Genomic DNA, 17,784 nt, shown 5'->3' on the forward strand with positions numbered 1-17,784 from the left:
CCTACCGGGTTTTGGTTTGGGTGCAGAGTTTGAATGCTGAAAGAATGATCATGAAGAAATTTAGTTTATCGGTATGGTGCGGCTGCTTGCTTTTGACGTCATTGTTTGCGCCGATTCGCAGCGGTGCCGAGGCGCCGATTCGCACATTTCATGAAACCACCAATCATTCGGTGGCCACCCTGCGCGTGCAGGCCAATCAACCCTCCTCGTTTGTCATCCCGCGCTATATTACTGGCAAGTTCTCGGAGCATCTGCACAACAATATTTACAAGGGCATGGATGCCCAAGTGTTGATCAATCCCACCTTGGCCCCTTATCCCATTTGGAGCGGTGAAATGACGCCGGACGGTGTCACCAAATTCGTCATCGAGGATTCGGCGATTGATCAACAGATTAAATATGGCGCGGCGGGCAGCGGTTGGCCGGAAAGCGAAATAGCGGATCTGGTCACCGCGCGAAAAGATGCACTGGCCACCTTCTGGACGCGGGTTGGGCCTCGCGATGCGGTGGACACCAGCCCTGACACGGGCCCATATGTTGGCCGGGCGCAACGGGTGGAAGTCAAAGCAGCGGGTCAGGGAATTGCCCAGTGGACTTATTTGCCGCTGCATCGCATTCGGAAGTACGAATTCGAAATACTCCTGCGTTCACCGAACATCACCAACTTCACCATTACACTCTCGCCGTCAGGAACCAATAAAACGGCGGCAGCCCACATTACCAGCGCCTCACCCAAATGGCGGAGGTTTAAAGGTTTTCTCGAATTGGATGCCTCTGTCCCTGTCGAGGCGGCTTGCAAACTGGCGCTCACGGCAGATGCGCCGGGGCAATTTGTGGTGCAACGCATTTTGTTGCGCCCGGCCGATCATGTGAACGGGGCCGATCCGGATGTGGTTCGTCTGCTCAAGGATTCCAAGCTGCCGCTCCTGCGCTGGCCGGGCGGCAATTTTGTGAGTGCCTACCATTGGCAGGATGGCGTGGGGCCGTTTGAGAAGCGTCCGACTCTGCCGAACTATGCCTGGGGCAGTGTGGAACCGAATCTGTTTGGGACGGATGAATTTATTGCCTTCTGTCGCGCGGTGGGATGCGAGCCGATGATTTGTGTTAACACGGGAACGGGCACTCCGATGGAGGCAGCGAACTGGATTGAATATTGCAATGGGCCGGCGGATTCGCCGATGGGTGCGTTGCGGGCGGCCAACGGGCATCCTGAACCCTACAATGTGAAGCTTTGGGAAGTGGGCAATGAGATGTGGGGCAAGTGGCAGGTGAATTGGACCACGGCTGCGGGTTATGCCGATCGTTATTTGCAGTTCGCGCAAACGATGCGGATGGCCGATCCGGATATCCGGCTTTATGCCTGCGGTGCGCCAGTGCTTTGGGGCAAGAATTGGAATGACACACTGGTATCCACGGTGCGTTCCAATATGCAGACCATCACCGATCACCCGCTCATCGGCGGAGCCGTCAGCCGCAGTGCTGATCCTTTGGATGTGTACCGGGATTTCATGGGTGTTCCTGAAGTGCTGGAGAATCGCTGGCGCAATTTGGAGCATGACATGCAGAATGCAGGCATCAGCGCGCCGCACCTGGCGGTCACAGAATTGCAATTGTTCGCCAAGCTTGGAGACAAGCCGGGTTCGGAGCCCGAAAAGCTAAATGGGAGCAACCTTGTCGGTCCCGGCACACAGGCCGAGGCCCTGTATGACGTTTTGCTTTATCATGCTGCCGTTCGCCTCTCGCCCTTTGTGGAACTTATCACCCACTCCGCGACGGTCAATCACGGTGGCGGACTGCGCAAGCATCACGAACACGTTTATGCGAATCCTTGTTACTACGCGCAAAGCGCCTTTGCGGCGCTGGCTGGCTCAACGATTTTGCCGGTGGAGGTGGATTGCGCTGCGGAGAAGACGCCGCTGGTATTGCCTGAACTGCGCAATGCCGAATCCAAGCCAACGAGTTATGGGGCGCTGGACGCCATTGCTTCCCGCACCAGTGACAATGTATGGCTCTCGCTGGTGAATCGCGGGAGTTGTCCGCTGGATGTGGCCGTGGAGGTGAACGGGTTCTCGAGTAGCAATTCAGCTGAAATCCGAATTCTCTCGGCAGAGGTCCCATGGGCAAGCAATTCCTCGCTGGAGCCGGAGAAAATCAAGCCGGTGGATTCCACGGCTACGGTTCAGGATGGCAAACTGCATGTGAGTTTGCCGCCTTACACGGTTGCGCGGGTGAGTGTGGCGAAGAAGTAGACGAGCTTTTTTGCGGAGGTTATTTGGGGATTCTGGACGGCGCGGGATTGAGCGCGTGGGTTCCGCTTCGGGCGCGTGAGTGGAGCTATTTAAAATTGCGGGCCGAAGCGGGAATCTATTGTTGAACAGTTCCCAGGCCGATGGCCTGGGCTAAGTTAAATTCGGCCCTTTGGGCCTTGGGACCGTGAGGTTGATAGTTTGGGAGCCTTGCGGGTGGGGGTTTTTCTGAAGATTGAATCGTTACAAAGGCACCGCCTGAAGGCTGGACTCCGAACCCGGAAAGCGCGGGGTTGGGGGTGACCGGTTAAGCCGGGGTGGGAGCGTTGGTCTCTATGAGATGCTCTGTCTTCAGCTCAGCCCAAAAATCAGGTGCCACCTTGGTGTGCATCGAGGTGAAGTCGGCCAGAATCTGGTCCTCGCTTCTCGCTCCGACCACCAGTGCTGCGGCAACATCGGGCGCAACAGAAAATTGTAGTGCGGCGGTTCTGAGATCGACGCCATGTCGGTTTGCCACGGTGCGGAGCCGGTTGCGTTTCTCGATGTGTTCGGGCGAGATGATGTAGTTATTCTTGCCGTAGTTGTAGCGTGGACTTCCGCTCAGAAACCCCGCATTGAGGGATGAGCCCACGACGAAAACCATGCCGTGTTGCCGGGCGGCGGGGAAAACCTTTTCGAGGGCGTTCTTGTGATCCATGAGCGAGTATTGGCTCGCGAGCAGGCAGACATTGGCTTCAGCCACTTCCATGAGCTTGAGGATCGGCTCCGGGCGGTTCACACCCACACCCCAGCCCTTGATCATGCCTTCCTCGCGCATTTTGGTAAGCGCCGAGAAGGCGCCTTTGCGTGCGATCTCGAATTGCTCCTCCCACGGTGTCGGAAGCAAGGAATTGTCCGGCGAGACGTCGTGAACGAAGACGATGTCGAGCGAGTCCACTCCCAGACGCTGCAGACTGTCCTCGATCGAGCGGCGCACACCGTCGGCTGTATAGTCGAAGACCACGTCGTTTGGCGAGTGAGCGAAGGGAAAAAGCTCCTTTCCCTGGTTGCGGGGTGAGGCCTTGAGCAGCTTTCCCACCTTGGAGGAGAGAACGTAGTCACTACGTTTCTTATCGTGCAGGAACGCCCCGAAACGGCGTTCGCACAAACCGAGCCCATACCATGGCGACGTGTCGAAGTAGCGCACGCCGGCATCCCAGGCACCCTGCAACGTTTTATGGGCCTCGTCATCGGTTATGATTTCGAACTCGTTGCCCAGCGGCACGCCGCCGAGGCCGAAGTTGAAGCCGGCTGGAAAAAATTCCTTGCTGTTTTTCATTTTGGTATTCGCTTGAGTGTTAGTTTCCTCCAGCGCCCGCGCAGGCTGCCCCATGCCACCAGCAACGGCGGCGGATCCTGCGAGGGTCAGGCCGATAAACTCACGTCTGGTTTTACCCATGTTTAAAAGTTTGTTTGAGTATTAAGTGATTACAAAGGCACCGCCTGAAGGCGGGACTCCGAACCAGGAGGGCGTGTGGGCTTGCTAGGCGTTTTGGTGGAGCCATTCTCTTGCTTTGTCGATTTCGTCTGGGGTGAAGAATCGAATTTTGGCGGTGGTAAATGGTTTGCAGAAGGTGCTCATTCCCTTCTCCCAAGATTTGTCGCCCACAAACGCGATACGATCAATGTCGCTGAAATGGTGCAGGTCGAATTTTATATCCTCCCAGATTGCGCCGGCTGTCCAGCCGTGGAAGTCGTGCATGCTGACGAGGAGTCTGGGTTTTCGGCCTGCTTTGATGAGGGCTTCGAGCTTTGGAACGAAGGCTTCGTAGTCTTCCTTCTTGAGCTTTCCGGTCAGTTCAATTTCCAACAATGCGGTTCCGGGTTCCTGAGCGAGTTGAATCGACATAAAAATCCTTTTTTTGAAATTAGGCTCCGTTTGGATGGTACGCAAGTGGGGTGGTTGCGTTAAGTCGCGAAGTGTTTTCAACGCGATTATGCGAAAGGAATGTTGTGGGGCAGTCCGTTGGATCTGTGAAATGGTTGGTAGTTTGAGGGCCTTACGGGTGGAGGTTGTTGCAGTAATTAGGTCGTTACAAAGGCACCGCCTGAAGGCGGGACTCCGAACCAGGAGGGTTTGTGTCGTGTTGGCAGGGTTTCGTTTGGGTGGTGTTTGTGGAAGGGTTACGGTTTTTTGCTGAAAGGCCTTTTGTTCGTGGCGGAGAATCTGCGCGTCTGGGATGGTACAACATCGTAAGCCGACTTGGACTTTACAGGCCGCTTGGAAAATATGAGCTGCGGTTGTTGGTTACAGAGAAGCGTTTTTACCGATGCAACCGTTCAAATAGGAGCGCCGGTTTCCAAACCGGCTTAGCCTGAGAACCAATCACAGACGCGAACTCTCACGAGAACTCCCGGCAAGCCCACGGTTGGAACTTGCTGCTCCGTGAAAAGAGAGGAATGATTGATTTCCATTTTCGCAGAAGCCCAAGCTGGTATTGGAGGATTTTCATCATAAGCCGGTTTGGAAACCGGCGCTCCGGGTTGCAGCGAACTGGATTTATGAGCCAGTCCGCCTCCTTTCCTCGGCGGCTACATTCCGTGGCGGCTACGAAATTAGTTGCGGGGTTTGTTTTTGTTCAGGGCTTCGGTGAACCAGTCGACGGGTTTGGGGGCGGCGGGTTTTGCGGGTGGGCGTGGGCCGGCTGCGGGGCGCGGGGCGCCGGGGGAGGTTCGGGCTCCGGCATTCGATGGGCCGATTTCGGGATTGGCTTTCATCGACAGGGCGATGCGCTTGCGGGGCAAATCGACTTCGGTGACGGTGACCATCACTTTTTGCTGAACCTTGACGACTTCTGCGGGGTCTTTGATGAAGCGGTCGGCCATTTGGCTGACGTGGACGAGGCCGTCCTGATGGACGCCGATATCGACGAAGGCACCGAACGCCGTCACGTTGGTGACGATGCCAGGCAGCTTCATCCCGGGCTGCAAATCTTCCATTTTGTCCACGCCCTCTTTGAAGGCAAAGAGTTCAAATTTTTGACGCGGGTCACGGCCGGGCTTGGCCAGCTCGTTGAGAATGTCGGTGAGAGTTGGCAAACCGACGGTTTCCGTCACGTATTTTTGTGGCTGGATTTTTTGGCGGAGCAGTGAGTCCTTTGAGCAGGTCCTGCACAGAGCAGTTCAAGTCTTTGGTCATCCTATCGAGGATAGGATAGCTTTCGGGATGCACGGCGCTGGCATCGAGTGGGTTCTCGCCGTCGCGAATACGCAAAAATCCGGCGGCTTGCTCGTAGGCTTTTGGTCCGAGGCGCGGCACCTTCAACAGTTCACTGCGAGATTTGAAAGGTCCGTTTTCATTACGATGGGCAACGATGTTGGCGGCCAGCGTGGAGTTCAGCCCGGAGACATAGCCGAGCAACTGTTTGCTGGCGGTATTGAGTTCCACGCCGACGCCGTTCACGCAGCTCATCACCACGTCATCGAGACTGTTCTTCAGCGCGCGCTGATCGACATCGTGCTGGTATTGGCCGACGCCAATGGACTTGGGGTCGAGTTTCACGAGTTCGGCCAAGGGGTCCATCAAACGGCGGCCAATCGAGACAGAGCCGCGCACCGTAAGATCCTCGTTTGGAAACTCCTCGCGTGCGGCTTCGGAAGCGGAATAAATGGAAGCTCCGCTTTCATTGACCATCACAATGGGAAGGGAGGCCGGGAGTTTGAGCGTGCGAACGAAAGTCTCGGTTTCACGGCCGGCGGTGCCATTGCCGATGGCGATGGCTTCGATCTGGAATTTTTGAACCATGCTGCGGATGGCATCCGCTGCCTCCCGAATCCGAGAGTCCGATTGGCTCGGATAAACGACATCGTGATGCAGCAACTTGCCCTGTCGATCCAGGCAGACCACCTTGCATCCCGTGCGGAATCCGGGGTCGATGGCCAGCATGTTCTTTTGACCCAAGGGAGAGGCGAGCAATAGTTCGCGGAGATTGTCGGCGAAGACACGAATGGCTTCGCGATCGGCCCTCGCTTTGGATTCGATGCGGAGTTCGACTTCAATGGCGGAGCCGAGCAGACGTTTATAGCTGTCTTGAACCGCCAGTCGCACCTGTTCGCCAGCGAGTTTTCCGGGTGCCTTAACAAATAATGGTTCGAGCAGGAACAGGGCATCTTCTTCGGGCGGCGTGATGCGCATCATCAGGAAGGTTTCCTCTTCACCTCGACGAATCGCCAGCATGCGATGGCTGGGGATGTTGGAAACGGGTTCGCTCCAATCAAAGTAATCCTTGAACTTCGCCCCGGCTTCCTGCTTGTCGGTCATGACCTTTGAGCGGACCAAGGCTTTGCTCCAATAAAGTTCGCGCAGTTTCGAACGCGCGATGGCATCGTCACTCACCCGCTCGGCGATGATGTCGCGGGCACCAGCCAGGGCTTTCTCGACGGATTCCACACCTTTGGCGGCGTCGACGAACGGTTTGGCTTCGGCCAAGGGATCGACGGTGGCCTGGCCGTTGAAAATGGTATCGGCGAGAGGTTCCAACCCCTGCTCTTTGGCGATGATGGCACGAGTGCGGCGTTTGGGGCGGTAGGGTTGATAAATGTCTTCGAGCGCAGTCAGGGTTTCGGCCTTGGTGATGGCGGATTTTAGCTCGTCGGTGAGCAAATTGCGTTCTTCCAGGGACTTTACGATTGCTTCGCGCCGCTGGTCCAGTTCCACCAGGCTCAACATCCGGTCGCGGATGGAAGTGATGGCCACTTCATCCAGGGTTCCAGTGGCTTCCTTGCGGTAACGGGCAATAAAGGGGACGGTGGCTCCCTCGGCGAGCAGGCGTGCGGTGGCAGCGACCTGACGGCCTTGGATCTTCAGTTCACCAGCAATTTTGGCAATGTAATTCTCGTTCATGCGTACAAAGGACCGATGATGTACCGTAGGAACATCGCTCTTGTAAATCGTTTTTCAGAAAAGTTTTCTGCCGACTGTTTATTTGGGGAAAAGTTGAGGTTAACCACGGATGGACACGGTCTGTATATCTAAATCAGAACCCCAATAAAATAGCGGAAACGCTGATGAAACCAAGGCGAATTTGCCATTGTTTGCCATTATTTTTCGCAACTTTCCTGCACTTTTACTGACAGTCTAACTGGCAGTCTGGTGTGTTAATCGAAACCATCCATATCTAGCTTTTGGATTTTTTAAGCATCGCGCGTGGAATCATGGGACAGGAAGCTCTTCGATCACTTTGTCGTTCTGATCTGTCCGCCAAGCTTTTTGCAACTTCCAAGAACTGTCTTTGGACGCCCGGATAACTGTGTAATGATAGACAGATGAATCACCATTCTTCTTGCTCGTAAAAGTTACAGGATTGGAATATGCCCGAGGATTAATCATTTGTCCGTGATCAGTTTTTGACCAGCCTGGCAGTTGGTTATTTTCTTTTAGGTCTATTAGAAATCTGTCTGCTGCTTCCATATTTTGAATGAAGGGACCGGCACGGATCTGTTTGAGATACATGGTTCGTGCGGGAAAATTCAAGGTGACAAGATGTCGAGCTAGAAAGTTCAAACCAATCGCGTTCCAGTCAGCCCTTGCGATTATAAGATTGCTGTGCGTTTCTCCATTCCAAACACAATTTGGAAGTCGCGCCCATCCCGGTTTACCGTTGATGGTAATCAACTCTCCGTTGCGAACTACCCCTGCAAACTGTCCCGGATTTAGAGTGCCGTCAGCAACGAGGTATCCACTATCAATCAAAGTGGGTTTCCCTATTCCTTCGACTAGACCGCCAGTCTGTAGCAAAGGCTGATGCCACTTATTCGTGAAATTGATTGGAAAAGCTTGTCCCAACGATGCTGTTTCCAGATGGTTTGGATCCAAAAAACGAATTTTGCCGGCATCGAAATCCAATTGGATGCAGTAATACTTGAGGCAACTGATTCCCAACACTCCCATCACCCTCCTCCCGGCAGATGTTGTTTCGTTAGTGAAATCCAGGAGCTGGACGGTATCCCCGGTTTTCAATTGCACATTGCCCAAAAAAAGTTTTGGTGCGAGATAACGTTTGGATTCATGTCTGCCCGTATCTGGCAGAATTTCAGAAGCCAGAGGTGCTCCCAATTTCGACGTCAATGATTTGTCGAGAAAAGTTGCTGCGGCACCAGTGTCTATGAAAAAGGGCAATTCTTCGCCGTCCTCTAGATGTAGCGTCACAAACAACCAGTTTCCGCAGCCCGCATCTGGATTCATAGTCACATCCGCCGGCAGTCCCGACGCTGCCGTGATGGCCTCTGGCTTGGCCGGAGATGCGCAAGAGCACAAAAGTAGCAGGCTCAAAATTGTGCCGCGTGCGCGAAGTTGGAAAAAAAATTTCTTCATGCCGCCTAACTCTTGATAAACAACTGCGCGTGCATGGTTGTTTTTCGGAGTGTGGCACCGGTCATGGGTTAATGAAAGCGGATTCGAGAATTTCCGCCGAGGATTATCGCCGGGAAACAGGACCCCTTGGCAGCGAGTGGCAGGGCGGCTCTCAAGCATTGTGGCGAAGTTTTAGCGAGTTTTAGCCAGTCGTGGCGAGTTGTGATTGGATTCAGCGATATACTGACAGTTCCACGGACAGCACACTTCCATTCGCTCAACAAACCATTTATTTATGCGGGTTTCGATAACTTAACCACAGATGAACACGGATAAAGACAGAGAGGCAGAGTTCAATAAATGGGATGGGTGCGATAACGGGGCTTCCAAGGGTTTGCTCGATTGTCAGCGGGATCTGGTGAACTTCTGTCCCAACCATCGGTGCGAGACCGAATCGATTCGCCGACTTTTTAACTGCTTGGATTCAGCGTAGGATAGCACGAGAGGTGCCACAATATGAATATATACATAATAAGGAAGAATATTAAACAAAATAGTTGTTGCCTTAGTTAGCTTATATGGATAACTTTCTCTCCATTGTCAGCCATATTTTGATTGCATAAATAATAACACAGAGGAGTGAGCAAAAAAACGACTTCACACTCCTTCAGATTCAAACTCGCCCGGCGGTCGGAGTAACCGTTGTCGAGGCTTCAAGAATGGCGGGTAACCGCGAGTTAACACGAGCTAGCGGCAGCTAACGAGTGTTAACGGGACAACTTTTATTTTTGAGTTTTGAATGCCAAATGAGCACCAACATACATGTTATCAGGTTGGGATTGGGTCAGGAGCTCGTTTTGGATGGTTGCTTTTCGAATCCTGTATGTGAATGGGGGATCAGACGGTATCGGTCGGTATCGGTCGGTATCGGTCGGTATCGGTCGGTATCGGTCGGTATCGGTCGGTATCGGTCGGTATCGGTCGGTATCGGTCGGTATCGGACGCCAACGGACGGTATCGGACGCCAACGGACGGTATCGGACGCCAACGGACGGTATCGGACGGTTAAAAAAATTTTGGAAGAGGGCGAGAAGTTCCAGAAATGGATTTTGAAGCAGCTTCATGGGCCGTTTGACATTGGGCTTTCACGGAGTGACATATAGCGAACAGGACTTCAACCATGTTACGCAATCCAAACCGTTGCGAAAATGTAACTTCCCCGCCACTGCTACGAAACACACCAGCGGCAACTTTGCATGCATTGGTTGTGCTCAACTTTGAATCGCCAGCGAAAGAAGAAATCATATGAATCAGAAAGCCCCGGCTTCAACCCTTGAACTTTGCCCAGTGGGCGATTCCGACCGGCGCTCATTCTTCGTGCCAGCGGGAACACCACAACATTTTGGATGGGCGAATGTTGCCTCACAACCAGAACTGGATCAGCCTGGTATCTATCTTATCCGCCTGAGACAAAAGCATCTGCAAAAACGCAATCTGGCATGGTCGAGTTTCTGTCACACAATCGTAACATAGCCGACGTTGGTCTGTAACAAATGGCTTATAATTTAATTTCATCAGATCAACAAACCCAATACTCGAAAATGACAAAGAACAAAACTTACGCATCGCTTGTGATTGGAGTGCTCGCCACGGTAGTTTTCGGTTCCGCGGCTTACAGCCAATCTTCGGACGCACTGATCGACAAGCTCGTGGACAAAGGCATCCTCAGCGTCAAGGAAGCCAATGATCTGCGCGAAGAAGCCAATCAGGACTTCAATCGTGCTTATCAGGTGAAGACCGGCATGTCCGATTGGGTGAATTCGCTCAAGTGGAGTGGAGATTTCCGCGGACGTTATGATGGCATTTACCAGGACGACAAGAATTTCGGCCCAACTCCGGGCAAGCCGAATACGTACGCCAATCAGGATCGGACGCGCTTTCGTTATCGCGCCCGTTTTGGAGCCACCGTCTCGATGACTGACAACCTTGAGATTGGCCTTCGCCTTGGTTCTGGTGATCTCAGCAGCGCCGCGCCCTCACTCGGTGGCAGCATTTTCTCCGCCAATACCACCCTCAACAATGATGGCAGCCGCAAATTCATTTTTGTTGATGCCGCCTACGCCAAGTGGACCCCGAGAGATTGGTTCACCGCGCAGTTCGGGAAGATGGACAACATGTTTTGGATCACCGATGCCATCATCGATTATGATTATCAACCCGAAGGCGCCCAGGAGCGATTCACCCTGGCAGCGACGGACAATCAGAAGATCCAATTCACCTCCGGCCAGTTTGTCATTGCGGAAAACTTTAATGCCAGTGGCGCAGGACCAAATAATGATGCGTATCTCTTCATCAACCAGGTGGACTGGACTGGCAAATGGACTCCAAAATTCACCACCCGCCTTGGTCTGGCTTTGATGAATTTCAAGAACCAGATGGAAATACCGGCTTCGCTGCAAACCTTCATCAACCAGAACGGCACCCCGGCGTCAGGGATAGGTGCGCAAAACTTCAATCCAGTCATCGCCCGCGCGGAGGCCACCTACGCTTTGGATTCATTTCCAATGTTTAAAGGCGAGTTCCCGATCACGTTGGGAGCTGAATACGCCAACAATCCCGCGGCGAGCAGCGCGCCCTTTCCGGGCAAAAACTATTCCGGCAGCGCCAATGAGGCTTACAACCTGGGGGTGATCTTTGGCAGCGTCAAACAGAAGGGTAATTGGCAGATCGCTTACAATTACAAGACCATTGAGTCCGCCGTGGCCTGGAATGGGCTGGTGGATGATGACTTCGGTTTTAACACCAAGGGTGGCACGGACGTTCGCGGCCATCATATCAAAGCCTGGTATCGCCCGTGCGACCCGCTGACGTTCGTGATGAGTTATTTCATCACCGAGCAAATTAGTAATGTGCCGGGCACGCTGGCACACCAGCAACGCCTCTCACCATAGCGATGCTGGCTTTTTAATCCGACCCAATTGAAGAAAAGCAGAAACTTAAAATTAGATATGAAGAAACTGACAACTAAAATCGCCATCATTGCTGCCACTTTGGCAACCGCCATTTCCGCGCACGCCGGCAGTATCACCGTAAAGGGATCAGATACCCTCGTCATTCTCGCCCAGAAATGGGCTGAGGTTTACATGGGCAAGCATCCGGAAACCAAGATCCAGGTCAGCGGCGGCGGCTCTGGCGTTGGATTTGCCGCACTGCAAAGCAAGCAGACCGACATTGCGGATGCCTCCCGCAAGATCAAGTCGACTGAAATCCAAGCCTGCATCAGGGCCTTCTACAAGGCTCCGCGCGAATACAAGGTGGCAGTTGACGGTCTTTCTGTTTACGTCAATAACGACAATCCTGTGAAGGAATTGAGCTTGGAACAGTTGGAAGGCATTTTCACCGGTCGCATCAAGAATTGGAAGGAAGTTGGTGGCAACGATGGCCCCATCTCAGTTTACAGCCGCGAAAACAACTCCGGCACCTACGAATTCTTCAAGGAACATGTGTTGAAAGGTAAGGACTTCGTCGCCAGCGCACAAATGGCGCAGGGCACTGCGATGCTCTTGCAAGGTGTTTCAAAGGATAAGGGTGCCATTGGTTATGGTGGTGCAGCCTACGGCGCTGGTGCCCGCGCATTGGGCATCAAGAAGGATGAAAACTCCAAAGCCATTGAACCGAATGAGGAAACCGTCCTGAACCAGACCTATCCGATCTGGCGCTATCTTTACAATTATGTGAACCCCGCCTTGGACAAGGGCGAAGTCGCTTCGTACCTCAGCTGGATTCGCAGTGATGAAGGACAAAAGATCGTGAAGGAAGTGGGATATTATCCCCTGCCAGCCAATCTGCGGGAGAAATAATCCGGAGTTGGACAGCACAGGTGTTCAAAATGATTTGATTAGCGGTTCCTCCTGCGATCAAAAAAAAGGGCGGGCGAGCGGTTCATAGATTGTAAACCTCGACCCGCCCAACTTACTTTATAGATTCATAGATGATAGCGGATAAACCAGCAAAGCGCAGTATCGGATGGATGGGCCTTCAAAGAGGCCATAAAGCCCGTCCGCTGGAATGGATTGCCGAGAAGATGATCTTTCTGGTCTCGCTCTCGGCGATCGTGATGGTCTTTCTTATTTTCCTGTTCGTGGCCAGGGAAGCCATGCCCATTTTGCTGGGCAAGATGAACAATGCCTCCGGGCAAAAAATTATTCCGGTGGAGGAGATGAGCAAACTGTCTCCCGCTGAAATGCAGGAATATCTCGGGCTGACACCGCAGCAGTACACCGAGATGGATACCGACACTAAAAAAGCCCTCATGGAGGCGAAGGCAGACGAACTAAAGGAATCTTCAAAGGATAAGGATGCCGGCCTGAACACCACTTCCTGGAGATATCTGCTCTTTCCGCATCAATGGTCCAACTACGAAAAGCCGGTTTTTATTTGGCAACCGGTTTCACAGATTCAAAAATTCAACATTGTTCCGCTGATCATTGGCAGTCTGAAAGTGACCATCATAGCGTTGCTCTTTTCAGTTCCGCTCGCCCTGGGGTCTGCCATCTATGTCTCTCAGCTTGCCTCCCCACGCAAACGGGAACTACTCAAGCCAGCCATCGAGTTGCTGGCAGGCATTCCATCCGTGGTGCTTGGCTTTTTTGCGCTGATTGTCATGGCCACGGTGCTGCAAAATATTTTCGGTTACCAATCGCGTCTGAATGCTTTTGTGGCAGGCATTGCTTTGGGCTTGGCCATCATCCCAGTGGTTTTTTCCATCGCGGAGGATGCCTTGACCAGCGTTCCGCGCAGTTACTCCCAGGCGGCTCTGGCGCTTGGCTCTTCGAAATGGCAGGCTGCCTGGAAAATTGTTCTACCAGCGGCGATTCCCGGTGTTTTTGCTGCCGTGGTGCTTGGCTTTGGACGCGCCATTGGGGAAACGATGATTGTTTTGTTGGCCAGCGGCAATGCGAGCATTGTTTCGTGGAACATTTTTGATCTCACCCGCACCGTCACTGCCACCGTGGCGGCGGAGATGCCTGAAACCGTCGCCGGCGGCCATCATTATCGAATCCTTTTCATGCTCGGTGCCCTGCTCTTTGTGGTCACTTTCTTTTCCAACCTGGCGGGTGAACTGGTCATTCATCGATTGAAACACAAGCTGGAGGGCAAGCGATGAACCAACACTCTTCGCGTTCATTTAAAAGCTCCAGGTTCGATTTCGGCTCCTTCTTTTTCTCGGGGCTCACCGGTTTGGCCACGCTGCTGATCCTCGGCATTCTCGCGGTTATTCTGCTTAACATTCTCGTCAATGGGTGGAGCGGACTTTCGTGGCATTTTATCACGGGCGGAACAGAAAAGGACATGTTTAACACAAAGTATGCGGGCATCCTGCCGATGATTTATGGCACGGCCGCAAGGGTGATTTTGATGACTATTTTTGTCATTCCGGTGGGAGTCACCACCGCCATTTACCTTACTGAATACGCACATCACACGTCGATTTTTACACGCATCATCCGTGGCGCGGTAAACAACCTGGCTGGTGTGCCTTCAATCGTGTTTGGCTTGTTCGGACTCGGCTTTTTCATCAATTTCATCGGGCACAACATGGACAATTATTTGCGAGCTGGCAGTCCCGATCATCTTTGGGGGAAGCCGGCATTGCTTTGGGCTTCCATGACATTGGCGGTGATGACCTTGCCGGTGGTCATCGTGGCAACGGAGGAATCGTTGAAAGCCATTCCCCAAGGCATGCGCGAAGCCAGCCTGGCACTCGGGGCCACCAAATTGGAGACCATTCTAAGAATTGTTTTGCCACAGGCTTTGCCAGGCATCATGACCGGCGGGATTTTGGCAGTCAGCCGCGCCGCGGGTGAAGTGGCGCCGATTCTTTTCACTGGAGTGGCCTACTACATGGCTGACCTGCCCAGAACCATTACTGACCAGTTCATGGATCTCGGTAATCATGTTTATGTGCTTTCCACCCAGTCCACGAATGTCGAGCAGACCAAGCCGATTCTTTACGCGACAGTCCTGGTCTTGCTAATGCTGACGTTTGCGCTGAATATTATAGCAATATTTATTCGCGCCCGGATGCGGAAGAAACTGCGTGGGCTGCATTAACTGACTTATGACGGAAACCAAACCATCGAGACTTGCGGTGAACCAGACGCTGGCAGCGCAGACCACCGCGAGCATGCATGCAGGCACATCGACGCTGATCGAAACAGAAAAGCTTTCCCTCTCTTACGGCCAATCCAAGGCGCTCAAGGAGATCAGCATCAAGATTCCCGAAAAATTGGTAACAGCTTTCATCGGACCTTCCGGTTGCGGCAAGTCAACCCTGCTCCGTTGCTTCAATCGGATGAACGATCTAATCGACAACGTGCGCATCGAAGGAAACATCAAAATCGCAGGCCACAACATCATGAGCCGTGAAGTGGATGTGATCGAATTGCGGAAACGTGTGGGAATGGTTTTTCAAAAATCGAATCCATTTCCCAAATCGATTTACGAAAACATTGCGTATGCGCTGAAGTTGCAAGGCCTCAGGAGCCGTTCGGAGTTGGAGGGCATTGTGGAAAACAGCCTGCGCGGTGCGGCTCTCTGGGACGAGGTTAAAGACCGGCTTCACGCCAGTGCGCTGGGTTTGTCCGGTGGCCAGCAACAACGCCTGTGCATTGCCCGTGCAATTTCGATCAAGCCGGAAATCATTCTCATGGATGAACCGGCTTCGGCGCTTGATCCGATTGCCACTGCCAAAATAGAGGAATTGATTCTGGATTTAAAGAAAGAGTTCACCATCGTCATTGTCACTCACAACATGCAACAAGCCGCGCGTATCTCCGATTATACCGCATTCTTCTACATCGGCACGCTGGTTGAACATGACCGCACCTCGAAGATCTTTACCAACCCGACGCAAAAACAAACAGAGGATTACGTCACCGGCCGTTTTGGTTGAGTTAAAAGCCTGAACCTGGAACCAATAACCTATGACCCTTCATTTTGAGAACGAACTAGTGGGGCTGAAAGAAACCCTGCTGACCATGGCCAGTCACGCCGAAGGTTCGGTGACGAAAGCCATCAAGGCACTGGTTGAGCGCGATGATGAGCTGGCCCGCCGGGTCATGGCGGATGACGCCATCGTGGACCAGTTTGAGATTGATATTGATGAGATGTCGATCCAGTTGCTCTCCAAGGCGCCACTCGCCACGGATCTGCGGTTGATTACGATTGCGATGAAAATCTCGCACGATTTGGAACGTGTCTCGGACGAGGCTACAACCATTGCACGCCGCTCGCTGGAACTGAGCACGGAACCACAGTTAAAGCCTTATGTGGACATTCCCCGCATGGCCAATATGGCAACTGATATGCTCAAGGATGCGTTGGATGCATTTGTGAATCGCGATACCGCGAAGGCGCGGGCGATCATCCCCCGCGATAAGGAAGTGGATCTTTTAAACAAGCAACTCCATCGCGAGCTTTCCAGTTACATGGTGGAAAAGCCGAGCACCATTACCCGCTGTCTCAATCTGATGGTGGTTTCCAAAAGTTTGGAGCGCATCGCCGACCATGCGACCAATGTGGCTGAAGAGGTTGTTTATCTGTATGAAGCCCGGGATATTCGTCATTCCCTCAAATCAGCAACCGCTGAACAGACCTCTTCTTAGCATGCCGGGGCGCCGTCTGGTTTTGCCTCCTGGCCATCGGTTGTAACCATAATGTAACTTCCGCGTCATTTTGCGGTCATCTTACCCCTGATAATGAGGGATGATGAGACCTAGAATATTGATAGTCGATGATGAGCCTGACATCGTGGAGTTGGTGTCCTTCAATTTGAGGGCAGAGGGTTATGAAGTGGTGACAGCCAGCAATGGGCTGGATGCCGTGACCCAGGCTAATTCCCTGATCCCAGACCTCATCGTCCTGGATTTAATGCTTCCAGAGATGGATGGATTGTCCGTCTGCGAACTGCTGCATCGCTTCCCAACCACTGCCCGCATACCGATTATCATGCTTACCGCCTGGACCAGCGAACTCTCCCGCCTGATCGGGTTGGATTACGGCGCAGAGGATTACATGACCAAACCGTTCAGCCCAAGAGAGCTGGTTTTGCGGGTGAAAAAAACCTTGCAAGCTCATCCGGCCAGGCCCGATGGAAATCAATTGAATTAGCTATTCCAGGAATCTACCAATCCCAGGCTTCGAGAATGACTGCTGCACTCAGCGATGATCCCGCGAGCATACTGTTGCTGATGGTTGGACTTTTTTCAGCCGCTTTTTTGGGTTTGGTTTTTGTACCTTCCTATTATCGCCGATATAAGCGGCGCGTGCGCGATGCAAAAAGAAGACCTCCCGGATAAAAGCCAAAAAAATTCCATCCATAAATGGATGCAGGTCATCTGCTTCCATATTTAATGAAGCCAAGACTTTGCCCGCCTCGACTTTCTGTAACAGAACTGTAACCTTTTTGTCACGGGGCTGTGCTTGTAGAATGATGGTGGGCATGGTACCCAACACTCACGTGATACCAAAGATTCTAGTTGTTGATGATGAGCCCGATGCGATTGAACTTATCAAATTCAATCTGAAGAGCGCCGGCTACGAGGTAATCACCGCCGCTGACGGCGAGGAAGCTCTCAACAAAGCCCGATCGTTGCTCCCCAATCTCATCATTCTCGACCTCATGATTCCGGAAGTGGACGGTTTGGAAGTTTGCAAAATCCTTCGCCGCGATGCCAGAGTATCAGGGATTCCAATCATCATGCTTACGGCGAAGGCCGCAGAGATTGATAGGGTATTGGGCCTGGAACTCGGCGCGGATGATTACGTCACAAAACCTTTCAGCCCGCGTGAATTGGTGCTGCGAGTAAAACGACTGCTTCGCAGCGGCCAAACTACCGGGGAGAAATCCGACGAAATCATTTTGAAGGAACTCTCGCTTAATATCCCAAAGCACCTGGCCCTGGTAAAGGGCAAGCCGGTTGAACTGACGGCCACCGAGTTCAAGCTGCTCACCGTGCTCGCCCAGCGCCGCGGCCGCGTGCAATCCCGAGAGCAATTGCTGCAGGACGTTTGGGAATACGATAATCTCATCGATACCCGTACAGTGGATACGCACATGCGTCGTCTTCGCGAAAAGCTCGGTGCGGCTGCGAGATATCTCGACACCGTTCGCGGCGTAGGCTACCGCTTTGTGGACGAATAGCG

The 17,784-nt window shown here is 52.8% G+C and carries 15 protein-coding genes and 1 pseudogene; 11 read left to right on the plus strand and 5 right to left on the minus strand.

The genetic code is table 11. The features are described 5' to 3' along the window. Positions 1 to 50 precede the first annotated feature (50 nt). Complete coding sequence (locus CFLAV_RS32755; RefSeq protein WP_160164622.1) at positions 51 to 2,249, plus strand: alpha-L-arabinofuranosidase family protein; 2,199 nt, start codon at positions 51 to 53, stop codon at positions 2,247 to 2,249. Positions 2,250 to 2,553: 304 nt separating this feature from the next. Here CFLAV_RS32755 and CFLAV_RS20045 read toward each other — a convergent pair whose 3' ends face one another. The 4 genes and pseudogenes from CFLAV_RS20045 to CFLAV_RS35045 all read right to left on the minus strand — a co-directional run bounded on the left by CFLAV_RS20045 (position 2,554) and on the right by CFLAV_RS35045 (position 8,130). After that, entirely contained in the window at positions 2,554 to 3,684 is a 1,131-nt protein-coding gene (locus CFLAV_RS20045) for an aldo/keto reductase (RefSeq protein ID WP_007416642.1), read from the minus strand. Positions 3,685 to 3,768: 84 nt separating this feature from the next. Beyond that, on the minus strand, positions 3,769 to 4,134 hold the full coding sequence (locus tag CFLAV_RS20050) for a SpoIIAA family protein (protein WP_007416643.1): 366 nt from the start codon (positions 4,132 to 4,134) through the stop codon (positions 3,769 to 3,771). A gap of 707 nt (positions 4,135 to 4,841) precedes the next feature. Next, a pseudogene (locus tag CFLAV_RS20055) lies at positions 4,842 to 7,128 on the minus strand (Tex family protein). Between the two features lie 309 nt (positions 7,129 to 7,437). Then, the gene (locus tag CFLAV_RS35045; RefSeq protein WP_150107513.1) at positions 7,438 to 8,130 is read right to left on the minus strand and encodes a hypothetical protein; all 693 of its coding nucleotides are present in this window, start codon (positions 8,128 to 8,130) and stop codon (positions 7,438 to 7,440) included. A gap of 1,253 nt (positions 8,131 to 9,383) precedes the next feature. Between CFLAV_RS35045 and CFLAV_RS35050 the strand changes: the two genes are divergently transcribed. The 9 genes from CFLAV_RS35050 to CFLAV_RS20105 all read left to right on the plus strand — a co-directional run bounded on the left by CFLAV_RS35050 (position 9,384) and on the right by CFLAV_RS20105 (position 16,749). Next, entirely contained in the window at positions 9,384 to 9,740 is a 357-nt protein-coding gene (locus tag CFLAV_RS35050; protein WP_007416648.1) for a hypothetical protein, read from the plus strand. A gap of 142 nt (positions 9,741 to 9,882) precedes the next feature. Further along, positions 9,883 to 10,110, plus strand: coding sequence for a hypothetical protein (locus CFLAV_RS20070; RefSeq protein WP_007416650.1), 228 nt, complete (start codon positions 9,883 to 9,885; stop codon positions 10,108 to 10,110). A 68-nt stretch (positions 10,111 to 10,178) separates the two neighbouring features. Further along, positions 10,179 to 11,528, plus strand: coding sequence for a putative porin (locus CFLAV_RS20075; RefSeq protein WP_160164623.1), 1,350 nt, complete (start codon positions 10,179 to 10,181; stop codon positions 11,526 to 11,528). Positions 11,529 to 11,585: 57 nt separating this feature from the next. Continuing rightward, positions 11,586 to 12,437: a phosphate ABC transporter substrate-binding protein gene (locus CFLAV_RS20080; protein WP_007416652.1), complete on the plus strand. Its 852-nt coding sequence runs from the start codon at positions 11,586 to 11,588 to the stop codon at positions 12,435 to 12,437. Positions 12,438 to 12,568: 131 nt separating this feature from the next. Continuing rightward, positions 12,569 to 13,744 (plus strand): phosphate ABC transporter permease subunit PstC, encoded by a 1,176-nt coding sequence (pstC, locus tag CFLAV_RS20085; protein ID WP_007416653.1) that lies wholly within the window; start codon positions 12,569 to 12,571, stop codon positions 13,742 to 13,744. After that, positions 13,741 to 14,691: a phosphate ABC transporter permease PstA gene (gene pstA, locus CFLAV_RS20090; RefSeq protein ID WP_007416654.1), complete on the plus strand. Its 951-nt coding sequence runs from the start codon at positions 13,741 to 13,743 to the stop codon at positions 14,689 to 14,691. The genes pstC and pstA overlap by 4 nt, the downstream gene beginning before the upstream one ends. Positions 14,692 to 14,698: 7 nt before the next feature. Beyond that, positions 14,699 to 15,532 carry a phosphate ABC transporter ATP-binding protein PstB gene (gene pstB / locus CFLAV_RS20095; RefSeq protein WP_007416655.1) on the plus strand — a complete coding sequence of 278 codons (834 nt, stop codon included), beginning with the start codon at positions 14,699 to 14,701 and terminating at the stop codon, positions 15,530 to 15,532. A gap of 31 nt (positions 15,533 to 15,563) precedes the next feature. Then, positions 15,564 to 16,244, plus strand: coding sequence for a phosphate signaling complex protein PhoU (gene phoU / locus CFLAV_RS20100; protein ID WP_007416656.1), 681 nt, complete (start codon positions 15,564 to 15,566; stop codon positions 16,242 to 16,244). Between the two features lie 100 nt (positions 16,245 to 16,344). Further along, positions 16,345 to 16,749 carry a response regulator gene (locus CFLAV_RS20105; protein ID WP_007416657.1) on the plus strand — a complete coding sequence of 135 codons (405 nt, stop codon included), beginning with the start codon at positions 16,345 to 16,347 and terminating at the stop codon, positions 16,747 to 16,749. A gap of 48 nt (positions 16,750 to 16,797) precedes the next feature. Here the strand turns inward: CFLAV_RS20105 and CFLAV_RS20110 are convergent, their stop codons facing one another. Then, positions 16,798 to 17,082, minus strand: coding sequence for a hypothetical protein (locus CFLAV_RS20110; RefSeq protein ID WP_040549550.1), 285 nt, complete (start codon positions 17,080 to 17,082; stop codon positions 16,798 to 16,800). Between CFLAV_RS20110 and CFLAV_RS20115 the strand changes: the two genes are divergently transcribed. Then, positions 17,069 to 17,782 carry a response regulator gene (locus tag CFLAV_RS20115; RefSeq protein WP_007416658.1) on the plus strand — a complete coding sequence of 238 codons (714 nt, stop codon included), beginning with the start codon at positions 17,069 to 17,071 and terminating at the stop codon, positions 17,780 to 17,782. The genes CFLAV_RS20110 and CFLAV_RS20115 overlap by 14 nt on opposite strands. The last annotated feature ends 2 nt before the right edge of the window (positions 17,783 to 17,784 follow it).

This window comes from Pedosphaera parvula Ellin514 (genome assembly GCF_000172555.1).
GTDB lineage: Bacteria > Verrucomicrobiota > Verrucomicrobiia > Limisphaerales > Pedosphaeraceae > Pedosphaera.